General features: G+C 60.3%; 12 protein-coding genes and 2 pseudogenes. 3 read left to right on the top strand and 11 right to left on the bottom strand.

All coding sequences use genetic code 11. From position 1 onward, the window contains the following. Nucleotides 1–3: 3 nt before the first annotated feature. From EOA23_RS00930 to EOA23_RS00945, 4 genes are read right to left on the bottom strand one after another with little or no spacing between them, the layout of a single operon-like run. The gene (locus EOA23_RS00930; RefSeq protein WP_189341462.1) at nt 4–996 is read right to left on the bottom strand and encodes a trypsin-like serine protease; all 993 of its coding nucleotides are present in this window, start codon (nt 994–996) and stop codon (nt 4–6) included. Between the two features lies 1 nt (nt 997). Next, nucleotides 998–2,317, bottom strand: coding sequence for a hypothetical protein (locus EOA23_RS00935; RefSeq protein WP_127302592.1), 1,320 nt, complete (start codon nt 2,315–2,317; stop codon nt 998–1,000). Between the two features lie 11 nt (nt 2,318–2,328). Continuing rightward, complete coding sequence (locus EOA23_RS00940; RefSeq protein WP_127302593.1) at nt 2,329–3,741, bottom strand: hypothetical protein; 1,413 nt, start codon at nt 3,739–3,741, stop codon at nt 2,329–2,331. Beyond that, a complete protein-coding gene (locus EOA23_RS00945; protein ID WP_127302594.1) occupies nt 3,723–4,778 on the bottom strand; it encodes a hypothetical protein in 1,056 nt (351 codons plus the stop codon). Before EOA23_RS00945 ends, EOA23_RS00940 begins: the two co-directional genes overlap by 19 nt. Before the next feature lie 1,503 nt (nt 4,779–6,281). Here EOA23_RS00945 and EOA23_RS00950 point away from each other — a divergent pair. Next, complete coding sequence (locus tag EOA23_RS00950) at nt 6,282–6,737, top strand: MucR family transcriptional regulator (protein ID WP_127302595.1); 456 nt, start codon at nt 6,282–6,284, stop codon at nt 6,735–6,737. A gap of 442 nt (nt 6,738–7,179) precedes the next feature. Here the strand turns inward: EOA23_RS00950 and EOA23_RS35505 are convergent, their stop codons facing one another. The 3 genes and pseudogenes from EOA23_RS35505 to EOA23_RS00960 all read right to left on the bottom strand — a co-directional run bounded on the left by EOA23_RS35505 (nt 7,180) and on the right by EOA23_RS00960 (nt 8,508). Next, complete coding sequence (locus EOA23_RS35505) at nt 7,180–7,323, bottom strand: hypothetical protein (RefSeq protein WP_189341463.1); 144 nt, start codon at nt 7,321–7,323, stop codon at nt 7,180–7,182. An 8-nt stretch (nt 7,324–7,331) separates the two neighbouring features. Next, nucleotides 7,332–7,844, bottom strand: coding sequence for an OmpA family protein (locus EOA23_RS00955; protein ID WP_127302596.1), 513 nt, complete (start codon nt 7,842–7,844; stop codon nt 7,332–7,334). Nucleotides 7,845–7,853: 9 nt separating this feature from the next. Next, a pseudogene (locus tag EOA23_RS00960) lies at nt 7,854–8,508 on the bottom strand (L,D-transpeptidase). Nucleotides 8,509–8,589: 81 nt separating this feature from the next. Here EOA23_RS00960 and EOA23_RS36230 point away from each other — a divergent pair. Both EOA23_RS36230 and EOA23_RS00965 read left to right on the top strand, forming a co-directional pair. Further along, nucleotides 8,590–8,795: pseudogene (locus EOA23_RS36230) on the top strand (efflux RND transporter permease subunit); the annotation flags it as partial. A 70-nt stretch (nt 8,796–8,865) separates the two neighbouring features. Next, nucleotides 8,866–10,899: a YgiQ family radical SAM protein gene (locus tag EOA23_RS00965; RefSeq protein ID WP_127302597.1), complete on the top strand. Its 2,034-nt coding sequence runs from the start codon at nt 8,866–8,868 to the stop codon at nt 10,897–10,899. 268 nt (nt 10,900–11,167) lie between these two features. Here the strand turns inward: EOA23_RS00965 and EOA23_RS00970 are convergent, their stop codons facing one another. The 4 genes from EOA23_RS00970 to EOA23_RS00985 form a co-directional block, all read right to left on the bottom strand. After that, nucleotides 11,168–14,371: a multidrug efflux RND transporter permease subunit gene (locus EOA23_RS00970; protein ID WP_127302598.1), complete on the bottom strand. Its 3,204-nt coding sequence runs from the start codon at nt 14,369–14,371 to the stop codon at nt 11,168–11,170. Next, complete coding sequence (locus EOA23_RS00975; RefSeq protein WP_189341464.1) at nt 14,368–15,474, bottom strand: efflux RND transporter periplasmic adaptor subunit; 1,107 nt, start codon at nt 15,472–15,474, stop codon at nt 14,368–14,370. The genes EOA23_RS00970 and EOA23_RS00975 overlap by 4 nt, the downstream gene beginning before the upstream one ends. Before the next feature lie 562 nt (nt 15,475–16,036). Further along, nucleotides 16,037–17,344, bottom strand: coding sequence for an RsmB/NOP family class I SAM-dependent RNA methyltransferase (locus EOA23_RS00980; protein WP_245473943.1), 1,308 nt, complete (start codon nt 17,342–17,344; stop codon nt 16,037–16,039). Nucleotides 17,345–17,508: 164 nt separating this feature from the next. Next, nucleotides 17,509–18,171: a TetR/AcrR family transcriptional regulator gene (locus EOA23_RS00985; RefSeq protein ID WP_127302601.1), complete on the bottom strand. Its 663-nt coding sequence runs from the start codon at nt 18,169–18,171 to the stop codon at nt 17,509–17,511. Between the last annotated feature and the right edge of the window lie 42 nt (nt 18,172–18,213).

Here is an 18,213-nt window from a genome sequence, read left to right on the forward strand (position 1 = left end):
TGCTTATTGCGGTTGAGATTCTTCAAGCAAATCTGTTTGCGTCACAAGCTTGGCCGGAACCCCCTCGCGCAACAGCCAGTTCACTATGTCGGAGTTCCCTACGGCGGTGTAGATGCCGCCACCGCCACAATTGAGTCCAGGAATATTCCGGGTACCAGCCATGGCGCGAGAAGTTATACCCACCAGTATGTCTTCCAATACGACACGCGCTTCGCCGTCAACTTCCTGGCTGGTCTTGCGCCGAAACGCAAACACAGGGCCGCCACTGTCACCCTCGCAGGTGTCGACCTTCTTTTCTCCCCCTCCTGGTGTCACTGCTAAAGCGAATTCGCGAAACGGCCGGCATATCGAGCCTGCCGCCATCCCAGAAGAACAAAAGAACGAGAAGATCGGCACCTGGCCGATCCGCGGCTCGTCCTGGACGACCCCGTTCTCATCGCGACCGAAGCCTACGACAGCAAGCTTTGAGACATCATTCGACTGCTTTAGATCGAGCATATGAACGATTCGAGGCGCGCGCCCAGGTACCCTATCGTTCAGCCACATCAGGGCCAGATCGCGGGAATTTTGGGTGTCGAGCGGGGCCTGACAGGAAAAGCCTGGGTAGCGGCGGACATAGCCATTGAGTTTGTATTCCTCCGTCGGTTTGTCAGCCAGCCCTGAAGACAGGGTGAAGACGAAATCGCTGCCACAGGAGCAGTGGCCAGCGGTCAGAACTGTCTGGTCGCCGATCATAACGCCGGAGCACTGACTTGGCCCGCGTGGGGTTCGATAATTGATCCTAACCAGCGAATTGAACTCTGTGGCCCAGTCGGCCTGATCGCCTCCGGCCACCTTCACACTAGCGCCCCCTTGTTCTGGATTGAGTGGCGCGGCATCTTCCGCTTGCCCCTTTTGCACGGCTAGGTAGTCGTGAAGAATGAGATCTCCTGCCCGAGCCGGGCCAGACATCACAGCAAGGGCAAATGCCAAACCGATTGCCCTCACCGAGGACATATTATTGTCCCTCCGCCACAATCCTTTTGCACAGTTCCAATCCGTCTGGGTCATTGGCGAAGCGCTGGTCGAGCATGCAGTTGGCAAGGGCCGCGCTACGCCCGTCCACTTGGAGCGCATTGCGGTTGCCGCCAGCCTGTGTGGCCAGCACTGCCGACGGCGCCTCGTCGGAAGCCATGACGGCCGTCCTCGGCGTTATGACGGTCTGCTTGGCGCGTTGATACTCGTCGATCGCCCTAACTAGTTGCGAATTGGCCGCTATCAGTTTTTGTTCGTTTTGCGCTTGGTTTAGCCTTATCGTCAAAGCCCGCATTGGAACTTGAACGGCAATCTGCACCGCACGTACAACCACATCCGCAACAGCATTGAACTCGCTTTTCTTTGCGATGGTGATGTCGCTCGGCACCCCATGGTCGAAGGTGACGTCGGTTATTCGCTCGACGAAGAAGGAACGCTTGATTTCCAAGAGGAACAAGGGAGCCCCGTTCGGAAGCTGCAGGTCAATCGCGCGCTGCTGGTACCATGGGAATCTGGCGTAGTCGTGCGACGTGGGGTCATCGCGCCTCATAATGACTAAGGTGTAGCCGATCGCAGGGCGGTAGAGGATACCGCGCTTGGAAAAGGCAATCTGATCCGGCAAAGCCTGCGCGCCGAGCGGGTCCTTCAAGTCGAAGTTCGGCGCCGCGCTCGGATATCCCGTTTCAGAACAGAGATCGTTCGACCACGATGGAGCAAAAACGTTCTCTCGCGCGTCAATGAAGACACAATAGCCGATCTTCCTGAGGCTAGCGTTGATCATTCGCATCTGTTTGTAGTCGAAGGGGTCAAGCTCAAAATTGGCATACACGGCAGTCTTGCCGTCTGCCGAAATCTTCGAGTCGAGATCTACGGAGCGACCACCAGCTGCGGCGGCCGCCGCAGCATCCCCTGCCGCTTCCATTAACGAAATCGCTATGTCCTTCGATTTGTCGACGCTATGATTGGCTATGCGAACGAGCGCTTCGCTGGCGTTGTCTTTCTGGATACCCAGCGCATCTTCCGCGAAAGCGGATCCAAGGTAGTCGAGGCAGTATGGACCATAGGCTGGATCGGTCACCCATTTTATTGACTTCGCAACAACATCATATCGCTGGGTCGCCCCATCGCTTTCAACCACCTGAAGCTCAATGATTCCCTTTGGGAGTGAATAGGAATTCGCCGAGCTCATGCACCCTTGATGGAGTGTCTCAGGTGAAGGCACGTAGTTCTGCGTCTCAAGCACCGCAGTGCAACCGCTGATGGCAAGGAGCGCGACCAGGACAACGCCATAGAGCCGGTGCATCTTTCGCTCTCCTATTCTTCGTTATCCTGAAAATCGGCGAAGCTGTCGTTGAAATAGGCGCTGAACTTGGGGCCATTCTTATCTTTGAGTTTGTCACAAATCGAATCTAGTTGCGTCACGCTGAGACCAACCTTCGGCTCTTCAATCTTCGGCTCCGTTCCTTTTGGAAACGCGTTGTCACTATAGACTAACTCGCCCTGCCCACTGGCAGTATTCTCCGTCGCAAGCTTCGTTATTGCATCGACGTTGCGCTCGAGCTGAGCTTGCTTCAGCTCGATTAAGCGGTTCTGCATTTCGATCACTTTCTGCTCTGCAGCGTACACGGACTGGCTTTTCTGAAGCAGGGCGATCTCGGCAGAAATCGTGGCCGATGGAAGCTGGACGAGGTCCGAAACAAGTTCGACTATCGGCTTCACAGCACCTTGCGCCTCGCTGCCTTTTACCAGGCAGACATCGCGAAGACGGCCTTGGTCGAAGATGAGGGCTGTCTTCTTGACAGCCAGGAATGCCCTGTTGATCCGCAGCGCCAGCACGGGCGAAATGTTCTCCATCTCAACATAGACCGTCTTACCGGGCCGCCATTCACCTCTCCCGAGCGGATCCGGATTGACGAATATTGTGATCGGGTAGGCAACTCGAGGACGATAGTAAATCCCAGGGACATTCTTGATCGGTGCGTTGCGGATAGCGGCAATCTGAGCCTGCTTCAGCGGCGGATTTGCCTTGCCTACGCTGACAGGGTCGCTGCAGTACCTGCCGTATTCAACGGTTTCGGTGTTGAACGTAAAATCTGAAAGCGCGATGCAGAAACCGTAGCGACGCATTGACTTGTTCCATTGCGCCATGGACTGCGCGTCGAATGGGTCGATGGTCGGTTCGAGTACAGTGGTCCAAGTATTGTCATCGCTCAGATCCGCAGTCCGTCCGGAAACAAAATCAGCGTTTCCAGACAAGTATATGAAGATCGCGCGAATGATCTTGGTTAGAACTACGCCCGTCATGTCGACTGAATGCGAAGCGACGAGATCAAGAAAGCCACCCGAGGCCCGCGAACCAACCGCAAGTGTGCCGGAGTCCGATGTCCGGCGCACTTGCACCTTGTCATTGGCAAAACCGTTTTCGAGAAAATCGAGGCAGAAGGTGTAGCGTTGAGGATCGTCCGGTACCCGTAGCTCCTTTATCTGCTGCAGGACACTGACTTGATTGTTAACATTCTGCCTTATCGTGAATGCTAGCTTGGTCTTGGGCAGCACATAACTGCCTAGGCTGCTCTCACAGTTGCGGTCGGGAACGGGGTAGTAGCCGTTTGGCTCGAAGACCGGCGACGTCTCAACGACGCTACAGGATGCAGCAAAAAGCAGGGACAACACTGCCGAAATTAGAGAACGAGCTAACGTGGAGCGATTTATGGAGTGCGGGCGCATGCGATCTCCATTTCTGTGCTTTGAAGAATGACCGGTTTTGGCATATCCGACTCCATGAGCTTGCCGGGCCGAATCCTGACATTGCGCGTCCACAAATCCTCCCCCCCGATCTGACAATCGTAAGAAATGACTGCGCCTCTATCTCGGGCCTCGACGTACTGGACGGGATTGTAGCCGCATAGCTGCGTTTCGAACGCATCAGGCAGCTTGCAAGTCATTCCGGCCTCGCACCGACCCCGCATGGTCGATGTGGCATCGCAAACGCGGCGCCCAGACGGCGAGGCGCCAATATCGCCGAAATACGCATAGTAAATGTGGATCCGGGGCGTAAGCGCGACGGTCACCTTGTCTATCGTGCTGCGCAGCTTCTTCAGATCTGGAACGACTTTGGGATTTGCGGCCAGGCCGTCCTGGATAAGAGCAGGAGTGCCCAAGGTAACCTTGCCGATCAGCGCCACTGCGTCAGCCTGCACCTGCCCAAGGTATGTGTCATCTGCTGGCATTAGCGCTGCTAGGGCGTCAATGGTGCTCCTGGCTTTGGTGACAAGGCCGGGATCCTTCGGGATTACACTTGGTGCGGCCTTTTCCTTCGCGATCTTGAGAACAAGATCCAAGAGCAAGCCAGCCTCCGAAACCGTAACCTGGTACAGTTTGTCATTGAGAGTCGCACGAAGTGAACCGAGAGCGCTGCGCACCTCTGAATCGTTCAGCACCGGCGCCTCGGCACTCTGAATCATTTCGTCCAGCTTGGGCGCAAGATTTACCAGCAATGCCACGCTGTCATACTCGCCAGCACGATTGAGATATGCCGGGATGAACGCGTTTAACTCCCTCGATGCTTCCGTTGGAAGATTTTTCCCCGGATTCTGGCTTGCGTAGGTCGAAAGATATGTTTCGACGACCTCCATAGCCGAGCAGAAATCGGCTAAGTCTTTCGGGCGGGCATCGTTAACATCTCTGCACGCCGCCGCCGCGGCAGGTGTTGAAGCAAACGAGAGCCATGCCACGGCAATGGCCGCAAGCGTCAAACGAATCATCTCAATAACCCATGTTTGAATCTATGATAGTTATAAAGAGTTAACCAACCTAAAACAGTAGCTACAGCCCGTCACTCCCGACACATCTGTGGATAACAATCTATTTTTCGCAGACGCAATTGTAAATTATTTGATTGGGAGTCATTGCATCTGCATACATCGACAGCCTGAGCAACCCGAACGGGACCCTAGTGATCCTCAAGCACCTACTGGGCTCGAAGCGGCCGACTCTCTTTGAAGAGGCACTACGTCCCCTTCCAAATGGGCCCAACCCCAGTTTTGATTTCCACCCAAGAAGAGCATCTCGGCCCACTGCAGACTAAAGCACGCAGAGCCATCAGTTAGAAAGACTTCCTTCGTAGCTCTCCCTTTGCCTGCGGCTACACTTGGAACGTTTCAATAGCTGCGCTCGCGGGCTTTGTCTGCTAAATTGCCGAAACGGACACTACGGAAAGGGCGACGTCGATGGCTCGTATCGCGAAGATTGCCTATATCTGCATGCTATGCAGCATCTCAGTGATGACAGACAGCGCTAGCGCTCAGGTAAGGAAACTGAAAGGGGGCGAGATTAAAGTCGTATTGCTAGGACACAGGATGCAAGTGAGCGGCTCAATGTTTGGCGGATTTTCTGGAGTATTATATTGGTATGCGGTCAATAGATTTCGAATTTTATCGGGATATTATATTTCTGGAACCGGCAACAGGACACTTGTTAGCGGTATTGATGGAACATGGTCAATAAAAGGAGATAGTTACTGCAGGAATATAGTATACGGCGATAAGGCAGATGAACGATGCCTATCAATTTACAACGTAGGGCCGAGTAAATATCAGTTTAGGTATGGTATTATTGTTGTAAGCACTGGATTATTGCAGTAATTAAGATTTAGCCTTGTATCGAGTAAGGATCTATCGGCCGCATGGATGCTGGTCACCTCGAGGTCACGATCGAGGCCCAAGTGGATAGGGTACGCTGAGTCGTGTCAATCGACGTCACGCCCACACGACTCATTCTACAATTGCGGCGATAGCCCCTCCCATTTCTCGGGTGAACGACTGTAGTGGAACTTGCTCAGCGCCCACGCTAGCCGCATTGCGGAGAATCCTGCAGTTGACCGGCACCCCGGAAAGCGTCACCTCCGCCAACGGTCGTTTGAAGCGACCCGGATTTGCAAACGCTAGCAACGCACCTGCGTAGAGACATCGTATTCCAAAAGCGGGCAGGTCCACGAATTTGGTTGCCACATAGCCTGCCGGCGATCTGTTCCAGAAGCCACACCCACTTCTCTCAAAGAACCCTGCATATCTGCCGGAAGCGCACGACGGGAAGTCCGGAAAGCTTCCAGGAATCCAAGTGGGTTAGAAGCGCTTTCGGGAGCTTGGCCTCTGTCAGAGGCGATTTCGCAGCTTCCGATGGTAGGATTTATCTCGATATCGTTCAAAAAATTGCGGTATACGACAGATACGTGAAACGAGTTGTATCCCCATCGTAGGAGCGAATACTTGAGCGATCAAAACGAAGCCCAAACGGCCAATCTCGTTGGGCTGACTGCAGATATTGTCTCTGCCTATGTCAGCCAAAATCCACTACCCGTTGCGGGGCTGCCAGATCTCATCGCGTCGATTCATTCGTCACTGACAGGCCTTGGCCAGCCGGGTGCAGCCGAGCAGCCGAGACAGGAGCCAGCCATCAATCCGAAACGGTCGGTAACGCCGGACTACATCATCTGCCTTGAAGACGGGAAAAAGTTCAAATCGCTGAAACGACATCTCAGTGTACACTACGGTCTCACTCCGGACGAATATCGCGAAAAATGGGGACTGAAGCCGGATTACCCCATGGTTGCGCCAAACTACGCAGCCCAGAGATCGACCCTCGCGAAGGCGGCGGGACTCGGACGCAAACCGCAGCCGACCCCAGCCAAGAAAGCTCCTGCCAAGCGCAGGCCAAGGGCGTAGTGGCTACAAGCCCCTGGAGCGTCTTACCTCGGGCGCTCCGGTTTTTCACCCAAGACGATCCACTCGAAAGTGCCGGGGTCGGCACTATCTTATCCCGGGCGACCTTCGACGTTTGCGTTCGCCACTGAGCGTCGCCGATAGCAGAAGTGTGCTCCCTCGATAGTGGGTCTTACAATGTAGCGGTCTCCCGCTACCATCTTCCCCCTACTCCTTGGACGCTGTGGGGAAGGCGCTGTTGCCCAAGAGTGCCGTCATCCGACCAGCGATTTCGACTTCAACGCGCCGGTTTTCGAGAATCTCGAAACACCGTAACGGTTTCGATCAGGCCACGCATTGCCCCTGCACATCCGGAATCGCCACGAAGCAATGCCCTTGGCACGCCCGGTCCGAAGTTGGTTCAGTTGCCCCTCGTAGCGGGCGAGCACCGCAGGGTGCAGCACGATCACTCCGTCGCAGCGGGTACCCGATCCAACTCTGCCAAAACGCTCTTGCGCTCTTCGTTCAGCGTTGTTGAGGTCCCCAGTACGGCTGGGTCGCCATAGCCCTTGGCAATAGCGTTGAAAAGCCGCTCGATCTCCTGAGACAAGTCCCCCTCTACGGCTCGTCCCTCTCATCGCGCAAATTAGACACGACGCGGCGATTCTGTGACCTGCAGGCGGTGTCGGGACAGTCGCGGACGAGCCTGTCCTTGCCGTAACCCTTGGCCCACATGCGACTACGGTCTATGCCGCCGGCGGCGAGGTAGCCCATCACTGCATCGGCACGCTGCTGCGACAGCGCCGTTTCGTTTGCGCCGGGATCGTCGGCGAAACCCTGCAGCTTGAGCAGCCAGCGCGGATACTTTGCTAACCAGGCGATCTGGGTGTCGAGGGTGGTCTTGGCGACAGAATCGAGCGCGGCCGAACCTTTCGTGAAATAGGTGCGGCGGCCGACATTAAGGATAAAATCCTCCTCGCTGCCCGGCTGCACGTTCTGGAAGGCGGCAATCTCGGCGTTGGTGACGTCGGGCGTGGAAGGGGCCAGCGTGTTGCTGGTCGAGCAGGATGCGGTCAGCACCAGCAGGCTGGCGGCGAGCAGCCGGCGCGTGTTTTCAATCATGCGGTCCATGAGGCGCCATCATTCGACAGAGGTGGAAGCGGGCGCCTGGTCGGCGATGTGCGGCAGGACTTCCACCGCGGTGCCGATCGGGCACCGCTGGTAAAGGTCGATTATGTCTTCCGGGAACATGCGGATGCAGCCGCTGGAAGCGTCGGTGCCGATGCTCCATGGCTCCAGCGTACCGTGCAGGCGGTAGCCGATGTCGGCGCCGTCGCGGTACAGATAGAGCGCGCGTGGCCCGAGCGGATTGTTGGACGCGCCGCCTGCGATCATGTCCGGCAGTTCCGGCCTGCGCTTACGCATTTCGGGCGGCGGGACCCATTGCGGCCATAGCGCGCGGCGCTCGATCGTCGCGCGACCATTTGAAGCCTTCCTTGCCGACGCCGACGCCGTAGCGGATGGCGGTCTTGTTTTCCATGATGAGGTAGAGGAAGTGGTGGCGGGTATCGACCACGACGGTGCCGACCGGCTCGCTGCTGAAATACTTGACGATCTGGCGATGCCATCTCTTGTCTATCTTGGCGAAGTTGGTCTTTCGATAGACGAAATTGTTGTCGATGGAGGTGCCGGCGAAAAAGGATTTCGCGGTCGCGGCTTGAACAATATTGCCGGTTGCACCGACCGCGACCAGCGCCAGGCCGCCGATCACGACACCCCTGCGTGATAGAACCATCGGCAATCCCCCATGCCTTAAGCCTAGCAGACCATAGTTGAGAACTATTTCGCCTCAAAGTGGAAAATGCTGCAGTTTGCCGCAGTTGGTGGAGCACGACTGCCTCCAGTGGTGGCAGGCAGCAGCTTCTCCAATGCCCGTGGTAATTGGCCTGGTTGTGCTGATGGGCGTGGTAACCAAGACCTCCATTCCCTTGGTGGAATTACGCGCTCCTGCTGCGGCGCCCGGGCCTTTCGGGTTTTGAGGCCCTGCTCGACGCAAGCCATAAGCGGGCGCGCTCCATCGTCCCAATGCATTTCCGGAGCCCAAGATCGACCTTAATTGAATTCACCTTGGCGGCGGCCTATACGTCGGCAGATGGAAACCACAGCCAGCGCCCAAAAGAACATCGTTCCGTTGTCCGGCAGCAAGCCACATGCCCGGAAGGCTGCGCCGTTCCTGCCGATGAGCCGCGCCGAGATGGCGGCGCTCGGCTGGGATGAATGCGACATCGTGCTGGTCACGGGCGATGCCTATGTCGATCATCCGAGCTTCGGCATGGCGATCATCGGCCGTCTGCTCGAATCCCAGGGTTTTCGGGTCGGCATCATCTCGCAGCCCGACTGGCAGTCGGCCGAGCCGTTCAAGGCGCTGGGCAGGCCGAGGCTGTTCTTCGGCGTTACCGGCGGCAACCTCGATTCCATGGTCAATCGCTATACGTCGGATCGCAAGCTGCGCCATGACGACGCCTATACGGCGGGCGGCGAGGGCGGCAAGCGGCCGGACCGCTGCACGATCGTCTATACGCAGCGCTGCCGCGAAGCCTACAAGGACGTGCCTATCGTGCTGGGCGGCATCGAAGCCTCGCTGCGCCGCATCGCCCACTATGATTATTGGTCCGACAAGGTGCGCCGCTCGATCCTGGCCGACGCCAAGGCCGACCTGTTGATCTACGGCAATGCCGAGCGCGCCGTCGTCGAGGTGGCGAACCGGCTTGCCGCCGGCGAAACGCCGCGCCAGCTCGATAGCATCAGGGGCGTCGCCCTGTTTCGCCGCGTGCCCGGGCATTTCACGGAACTCCATGCCGACGATCTCGATTCCGCCGACGAAGGCGCCAGCCGCAAGCCCGGCGATATCGTGATCCGGCTGCCGTCCTTCGAGCAGGTCGAGGGCAATCGCGATGCCTATGCCCGCGCTTCGCGCGTGCTGCACCGCGAGGCCAATCCCGGCAATGCCCGCCCGCTCGTCCAGCGCCATGGCGACCGCGACCTGTGGCTCAATCCGCCGCCCATCCCGCTAACCTCCGAGGAGATGGACGCCGTCTACGACCTGCCCTATGCGCGCGCGCCGCACCCGTCCTATTGCGATGCAAAAATCCCCGCCTGGGACATGATCAAGTTCTCGGTGACGGTGATGCGCGGCTGCTTCGGCGGCTGCACCTTCTGCTCGATCACCGAGCATGAAGGCCGCATCATCCAGAACCGCTCCGAGGGCTCGATCCTGCGCGAGATCGAGAAGATCCGCGACAAGACCCCGGGCTTCACCGGCGTGATCTCCGATATCGGCGGGCCGACCGCCAACATGTACCGGATGGCCTGCAAGGATCCCAAGATCGAGGCGGCCTGCCGCCTGCCGTCCTGCGTGTTTCCCGATATCTGCCCCAACCTCAACACCTCGCATGACGACCTGATCCGGCTTTATCGCAAGGTCCGCGAGGTCAAGGGCGTCAAGAAGGTGATGGTCGCCTCCGGCGTGCGTTACGACCTCGCCGTCAAGAGCCCCGAATATGTCAAGGAACTGGTGACCCACCACGTCGGCGGCTACCTCAAGATCGCGCCCGAGCACACCGAGCGCGGGCCACTCGACAAGATGATGAAGCCCGGCATCGGCACTTATGACCGCTTCAAGGAGATGTTCGACGCAGCCGCCAAGGAAGCCGGCAAGAAATACTACCTCATTCCGTATTTCATCGCCGCCCATCCCGGCACGACCGACGAGGACATGCTGCAGCTGGCGCTCTGGCTGAAGAAGAACCGCTACCGCGCCGACCAGGTGCAGACCTTCCTGCCTTCACCCATGGCGACCGCGACGGCCATGTACCATACCGGCGTCAACACGCTGAAGGGCGTGCGGCGCGGCGCGACCGACAAGGTCGTGACCGTTCGCGGCGGGCGGCAGCGCCGGCTGCACAAGGCATTCCTGCGCTATCATGACCCCGACAATTGGCCGCTGCTGCGCGATGCCTTGAAGGAGATGGGCCGCGCCGACCTTATCGGTCCCCGCCCCGACCAGCTCGTGCCCGCCCACCAGCCGCCCGGCACCGGCAAGGCCGACGCCACCAAGCGCCCCGTGCGCCCGATCGGCAGAGGGCAGAGATTCACCACCAAGGGCGTGCCGTTTCCGAAGAAGTGAGCCGTAACGGTCCGTCAGCATAGCTGACCTGCCGGGTGGCGATCCGACCCACAAGCAGATCCGATTTCGCCGGCAGCTTGGCGCCCCAATGCAGTCGTTTGAGAACGACTCGGCGAATGACCGTTGTGGGGGTTCAAGCGTCTAGTCGTAACGGCAGCGACACCAGCCGTCGAGGTTGGGCCGACATTAGTTCGGACAATCGCCAACCTCGCCTTCGACAGGAAGGAAGAAACGTCGCCGTTCGCTCGGTCGCGGCGAATTCGTAACCCTACTCGGCGGCCACCTCCGATGGCGCCTCGGCCGGCCCCGAGGGCTCCGCGTCGGCACGGGGCTTGCGCCGTGAAAACAGCGACCTGAGCGTGACGTAGAACACCGGCGTCAGGAACAGGCCGACGAACGTGACGCCGAGCATGCCGGAGAACACCGCGGTGCCGAGCGACTGGCGCATTTCTGCACCCGGGCCGGTTGCGATCATCAGCGGCACGACACCGAGGATGAACGCGAAGGCGGTCATCAGGATAGGCCGCAGCCTGAGCCGGCAGGCTTCGACGGCAGCCTCAGCGACCGACAGGCCCCGTTCCTGCGCCTGCCGCGCGAATTCGACGATCAGGATCGCGTTTTTGGCGGCAAGCCCGATCAGCACGATGAGGCCGATCTGCACGAGGATGTTGTTGTCCAGCCCTCGCAAAGACACGCCGAGCAACGCCGCGAGCACGCCTAGCGGCACCACCAGCACAATGGCGAACGGCAGCACCCAGCTTTCATATTGCGCCGCCAGCGCCAGGAACACGAACAGCACCGACAGTCCGAAGATATAGACAGCGGCATTGCCGGTGTTGCGTTCCTGATAGGCGAGCTCGGTCCATTCATAGGAGGTGCCGGCCGGCAGCGTCTTTGCCGTGATCCCCTCCATCAATGCCAGCGCGTCGCCTGTGGAAACGCCGGGCGCGGCGTTGCCCTGCAGCGGCACCGAGACGTACATGTTGTAACGCTGCACCAGCGCCGGACCGGTGACGTCGTGGATCTCGATCAACGTGCCGAGAGGAACCAGCGCGCCGGTCGCCGAGCGCACCTTCAGTTTCAAGATGTCGGCGCGATCGAGGCGGAACGCCTGGTCGGCCTGCGCCCGCACCTGGTAGACGCGCCCGAAAGCGTTGAAGTCGTTGACATACGCAGTGCCCAGATTGATCGACAGCGTCTCGAAGATGTTGGGGATCGGCACGTTCAGGATGCGCGCCTTGTCGCGATCGATCGCCAGGAAGAATTGCGGGCTCGACGCGGAGAACGTGGTGAACACGCCCATCAGCCCCGGCGTCTTGTTGGCCTTGCCGGCGATTTCGTAGGCAAGCGCCAGGATCTGCCGCATGTCGGCGCTGTTGCGCTCCTGGATCTGCAGCTTGAAGCCGCCGGCATTACCGACGCCGCGGATCGGCGGCGGCGGCAGTGCGATGATGAAGGCTTCCTTGATGCTTTGCAGGCTGCCGAACAGATTGCCGATGACCTTGGTCGCCGACTGGCCGGCTTTCAGCCGCTCGTCAAACGGCTTGAATCTGGCGAAGATCACGCCCTGGTTGCTGGCGTTGGTGAAGGTCGCGCCGGAGAAGCCGGCGAACGCGACTGCGTAGTCGACGCCTGGGGTTTTCTGGATGATTTGCGACGCCTGCTGGATGACCGTATCGGTCCTCGACAGCGAGGCGCCGTCGGGCAACTGGACGACGACGATCGCATAGCCCTGGTCGAGCGACGGAATGAAACCGCGCGGCACCGTCTGCACCATGTAGACCGTGGCGTAGATCAGGGCCGCGAAAACGGCCAGCATGGCGGTGATCGCTATCCGCGAGCCGACCAGCACGCGAATGATGCTGGAATACCGATGGGCGACCCTGTCGAAGCCGCGATTGAAGCCGTCGGCGAGCGCCCGTCCGAACCGCGCCAGGAAAAAGCGCGGCGGCGCCGCCGCGGCATGGTGCGGCTTGAACAGCAGTGCGGCCAGCGCTGGCGAAAGCGTCAGCGAATTGAACGCCGAGATCGCCGTCGAGACCGCGATGGTAATCGCAAACTGCAGGTAGAACTGCCCGGAAATGCCGGGGATGAAGGCTGTCGGCACGAACACGGCTATCAGCACCAGCGAGATCGCGATGATGGCCGTTCCGACTTCGTTCATTGTGAGGTGCGACGCCGGATTGGGCGCCAGCCCACTGGCAATATTGCGCTCGACGTTCTCGACCACGACGATCGCATCATCGACGACGATGCCGATCGCCAGAACGAGGCCGAACAGCGTCAGCATGTTGAGCGAGAAGCCGGCGGCGTAAAGCACCGCCAGCGTGCCGATCAGCGACACGGGGATCGCCACGATCGGCACGATCGCCATACGCCACGACTGCAGGAAGACGATGATGACGATGATGACGAGCAGCATCGCCTCGAGGATCGTCTTGTAGACCTCCTGGATCGACTCGGCGACGAACTCGGTCGGATTGTAGACGATGTCGTAGTTCAGCCCCTTCGGGAAGTCGCGGGAAAGCTCCTTCATCTTGTCCTGGATCTCCGCGGCCGCGGCGAGCGCATTGGTGCCCGGCCGCTGGAAGATAGCGAGCGCGACCGCCGGTTTGCCGTTGAGATAGGAGTTGGTGACGTAATCCTTGGCTCCGAGTTCGATGCGCGCCACGTCCTGCAGCGAGATCAGGCGCCCGTCGTCGGTCGATTTGACGATCACGTATCGGAAGTCGCGGGCGTCGTTGAAACGGCCTTGCGTGGTGACCGTGTACTGGAACGCCGTGCCGGTGCCGGTCGGCGGCGCGCCGATCGAGCCGCCCGACACTTGGACGTTCTGATCGCGCAGCGCCTGCACCACATCGCCCGAGGTCATTCCCAGGGCGGACAGCTTTTCCGGATCAAGCCAGATGCGCAGCGAATATTCGCGTTCGCCGAAGATGATAAGGTCGCCGACGCCGTCTAACCTGAGCAGTATGTCGCGCACCCGCGAGCGGGCGTAGTTCGAGACGTAGAGCTGGTCGTAGGTATTGTCGGGCGACAGCATATGCACGACCATCATCAGGTCGGGCGAGCTCTTGGTGGTTGTGATGCCGAGGCGGCGGACCTCTTCGGGCAGGCGCGGCTCGGCGACCGACACGCGGTTCTGCACAAGCACCTGCGCCTTGTCGAGATCGGTGCCCAGCTTGAAGGTGATGGTCAGCGCCATCGACCCGTCGCCCGACGAATAGGATGACATGTAGAGCATGCCCTCGACGCCGTTGATCTCCTGCTCGATCGGCGTTGCCACCGTCGCTGCGACCGTCTGGGCGTCGGCGCCCGGATACTGCGCGCGAACGACGATGGTCGGCGGCGCAATCTCGGGATATTGCGCGACCGGCAACTGGGTATAAGCAATCCCGCCGAGGATCAGCAGGACGATCGAAACGACCGATGCGAAGATTGGACGGTCGACGAAGAAATGCGCGAACCTCATTGCTGCAACCCGGCGGTTTCGACCTTGGGCGGCAACGTCACCATCTCGACCTTCACCTTGGTGCCGGGCCTTGCGTGCATCAGCCCGTTGACGATGATCGTCTCGGCGCCGGTCAGGCCCGAGCGGATCACCCGGTAGCCGTCGAGAAGCGGTCCGGTGCGCACGGGCTTCGCCGACACCATTCCGGCCTCGTCCACCAGCAGCACGATGCGACGATCCTGATCGGCGCCGATCGCCTCGTCAGGCACCAGCACGCCGCTATGCGGCAGCGACCCCGGCACGTTGATGCGCCCGAACATGCCTGGCTGGAGAACGCCGTCGGGGTTGGGAAACGTCGCACGAACCCGCATTGTGCCGGTCGCGTTGTCGATCCGGTTCTCGGCAAAGTCGAGCTTGCCCTTGAACACCGCCTCCGCGCGGTCGGCGACCTGAACCTGCACATCGAGCCCGCCGGCGCCTTCCTGCATGCTGCCGCCACGCGCCTTCGCGTCGCGGGCGTAGCTGAAATACAGCCGCTCATCGACGTCGAAATAGAAGTCGATCGGGTCGCGCGTGACGATGGTCGTCAGCAAGGTGGAATCCGGCTGCACGAGGTTGCCGACCGACACCAGCCGGCGGTCGATGCGGCCGGACAACGGCGCCTTGATCTCGGTGAATTCCATGTTCAGGCTGGCCGTTGTCAGCGCAGCCGTCGCGCCCTGCATCTGCGCCTGCGCCGCAAGGTATTCCCGTCGGCGGTCGTCGACCGTGGCGGGCGAGATGTTGCCGGTCTTGGCAAGTTCGTTGGCGCGATCCAGCTGCATCTTGGTGAATTCGAGCAGGCTCTTGGCGACATCCACTTGCGATTTGGCGGCATCATAAGCGGCCTGGTACGGACGCTGGTCGATGGTGAAGAGCAGGTCGCCCTTGTTGACCAGTGCGCCGTCCTGGAAGCTGACCTTGTCCAGATAGCCGCTGACGCGCGAACGGATGGCAACCTGGTCGACGGCTTCGAAACGCCCGACGAACTCGTCGTCCTCGATGATGTCACGCACCACCGGCTTGGCCGCCGTCACCACGGGCAGCTGCTGGTCCTGCGCAAACGCAGTGCTGCTGAAAGCCATGCCGAGCAGGAATGCCGCCGACGCGGTGGCGCAGGCAAGCCAGCCGGCCGATCGACGGGGTCGCCCGCCCACGTCGCAACGCAATTGCCCATTGCCTGTGGTGTCCATTTGCGTCCCCCCTCGCTGGACCCGGAGGTCGGTTGATCCGCTTTTACGCTCAGCCTTTTTCGTCGAGACCCGAGCACGTCAATGTTGTGCACGGCACATGATCATTTTCCATATGGGCTGAAATGTCCATCCTGTGGCTGCCTCGCCACCGGGCTAGGTCTAGTCGCAATCTAAAGGAATCAGGATTCGTTTGACACACACCGTCAAGCCAAACTCGCCACGCTCGTCACCCGCCTTCAGCCACACACCGCCTGATGACCGATTGGTAGGAGCGTATCACGGCTGAAAGCGTCAAGAGGCAGGTGCTGGCGCAAGGCGGCCGACGCGGCGCCGCAGTTGTTTTCCGGCAACGGCAAGCGACGTCGTTGCCGCCAAGATGGGGGCGCCAGCGGAATGGCACCTTTCTCGCTAGGTCGTCCCAGAACCGGACCGTCCGCTTCCGGCCCCCTTCGGGTCATTCAAGAAATGGATCGCGAATGGATATCGGCGGCCCGACTGGGAGCGCGACTTCCCGCTGCATGACGGCGGCAAAGAAGCCGTCGGTGTCGTTGCGCGCGGGCGTCAGCGACAGGTAGTCGGAATGGGCCGAATTCGTCAGCCGCGGCGCGGCCACATTAAGCGGCACCACACGAAAGGCGGGATGCGCCGCCAGGAAAGCGGCCACCTGGTCCTCATTCTCCTCGGGCAGCATCGAGCATGTCGCGTAGACCAGCCGTCCGCCGGGTTTCACCAGGCGCGCCGCGCTTGCCAGGATCCGGGCCTGCAGCGACACGAGCTTGTCCAGACCTTGTTCCTCCTGCGCGCGCCAGCGCGCATCGGGGTTGCGTCGCCACGTGCCGGTGCCACTGCATGGCGCATCGACCAGCACGCGATCGAAACCACCCTTGTGGCGCTTGATCCACCGATCCGTCTCGCCGGCCAGGAGCCGCGTCTCGATATTGTGCAATCCTGCCTGCCGAAAACGCTCGGCGCCGCGCTTCAAACGGCCTTCCATGACGTCGCAGGCGACGACATGGCCCTTGTTGTTCATCTGCGCGGCGATGGCCAATGTCTTGCCGCCGGCTCCGGCGCAGAAATCGACCACGCGTTCGCCCGGCCGGGCATCGACCAGCATGGCGACAAGCTGGGAGCCCTCGTCTTGGATCTCTACCTCGCCTTTTTTCAGCATCGGCAGGCCGGCCAGCGAGGGGCGCTCATGGACACGAATGCCGAAAGGAGCGATGGCCGACGGCTGCGCCCGCAAGCCGAGATCCTTCAGCGCGTTGAGCATGGCATCGAGCGTCGACTTGATCGGGTTGACGCGCAGATCAAGCGGCGGCGGCGTCAGAAGCGCGGCCATCTCCTGGCCGAACGCTTCCCCGAAACGGCGCCGCAGGGGATCGGCCGCCCAGGACGGGCATTCAAGGCGCACCTCTTCCGGCATGCCGGGATGGTCGATCGTGCCTCCCTGCAATTTGACCAGCAGCGCGTGCTCGTGATCCGTCAGCATGGCAGGCGCGAATTTCGCGCCATTGAACAGGCGCTTGATCTGATCGGGGGTCTCGCTTTCCTTCAGCGTGAGCCATGCGAGCAGGCGGTTGCGGGGCCTATCCTCGCGCCCATGTCTCGCCAGCCACCAGCCAAGCCGTGCATGGTGCCGCAGAAGCGCATAAAGCAACTCCAAAATCTGGCCACGGTCCCTGTCGCCGATATAGCGCCGAGCCCGAAACCAGGCCGAGACGACAGCATCGGCGGGACGCGCGATGCTGTCGACTTCATCCATAAGTTCGATTGTGGCTTGCAGGCAGGCGGCAGGGGTCACGGAACGGCGATCAGACTGAAAAAGCCTATATAGGCGATAGAGCCGCTCCTGGCCATCGTTCGCGCGCGTCGCCGCCAGCGGCGCTACGCTCATGGAGGGACAACGGGTGAACGCGGCGGAACCGCTCAGCCGGTGCTCTTCGCCAGCATCTTTTCGGCAAAGGCCTCGACCTCGCCTGCACGCGGTTCCTTGCCAGTGTGCGTGAGCAAATAGGCCGGCGTCAGGAACAGACGGTTGCTGACCGGCTCGATGATCTCGAGCGAGTAATAGCCGATCTGCGTGAAATAGAGGACGCGCGCCCGCACGAACGCTTCCGTGGCCTCGTAGCCATACCGCGAAAACATCGCCCGAATGGCTTCGACGCGCGCGTCGTCCTCCTCGTTGACGATCCGATGCACCTTTGCCGACTGGCGCGACCAGGCGCGCACGGCGAAATCCAGCCGCGGATTGAACAGCTTCTCGTCCAGCCAGCACTCGAAGATATTGAGCACGGCCTGCGTGATCGACGCGGCCGGCCGGCCGGCCTGTTCGACGATGAAGCGCGTGTTGTTGTTGCGCCAATGGTCCAGCAGCTGGTCGAGCAGGTCCTGACGGCTCTTGAAATACCAGTAGAAACTGGAACGGGAGACATTCAGCTTCTGCCCGAGCGCCAGCACGCGCACCGCCTCCACGCCCTCGGAGATCAACGTCTCAAGCGCGAGGTTCATCCAGTCCTCGCGCGTCACCTTGGTGTTGCCGGTCAGACCGGACCGCCGCACGACGTCATCAGCATTGGAATCGGAGAGCATCGCGGACGGGCCAAGATTGAACGCCGGCTAGATAGACCCGAA

Source organism: Mesorhizobium sp. M2A.F.Ca.ET.042.01.1.1, assembly GCF_003997405.1.
Classification (GTDB): domain Bacteria; phylum Pseudomonadota; class Alphaproteobacteria; order Rhizobiales; family Rhizobiaceae; genus Mesorhizobium.

What these genes read in the sequence shown, in the direction of transcription:
- EOA23_RS00945 (WP_127302594.1), bottom strand. Translation starts at nt 4,778, where the DNA reads ATGATTCGTTTGACGCTTGCGGCCATTGCCGTGGCATGGCTCTCGTTT.
- EOA23_RS00935 (WP_127302592.1), bottom strand. Translation starts at nt 2,317, where the DNA reads ATGCACCGGCTCTATGGCGTTGTCCTGGTCGCGCTCCTTGCCATCAGC.
- EOA23_RS00970 (WP_127302598.1), bottom strand. Translation starts at nt 14,371, where the DNA reads ATGAGGTTCGCGCATTTCTTCGTCGACCGTCCAATCTTCGCATCGGTC.
- EOA23_RS00965 (WP_127302597.1), top strand. Translation starts at nt 8,866, where the DNA reads ATGGAAACCACAGCCAGCGCCCAAAAGAACATCGTTCCGTTGTCCGGC.
- EOA23_RS00985 (WP_127302601.1), bottom strand. Translation starts at nt 18,171, where the DNA reads ATGCTCTCCGATTCCAATGCTGATGACGTCGTGCGGCGGTCCGGTCTG.
- EOA23_RS00930 (WP_189341462.1), bottom strand. Translation starts at nt 996, where the DNA reads ATGTCCTCGGTGAGGGCAATCGGTTTGGCATTTGCCCTTGCTGTGATG.
- EOA23_RS00980 (WP_245473943.1), bottom strand. Translation starts at nt 17,344, where the DNA reads ATGGATGAAGTCGACAGCATCGCGCGTCCCGCCGATGCTGTCGTCTCG.
- EOA23_RS00975 (WP_189341464.1), bottom strand. Translation starts at nt 15,474, where the DNA reads ATGGCTTTCAGCAGCACTGCGTTTGCGCAGGACCAGCAGCTGCCCGTG.
- EOA23_RS00940 (WP_127302593.1), bottom strand. Translation starts at nt 3,741, where the DNA reads ATGCGCCCGCACTCCATAAATCGCTCCACGTTAGCTCGTTCTCTAATT.
- EOA23_RS00955 (WP_127302596.1), bottom strand. Translation starts at nt 7,844, where the DNA reads ATGGACCGCATGATTGAAAACACGCGCCGGCTGCTCGCCGCCAGCCTG.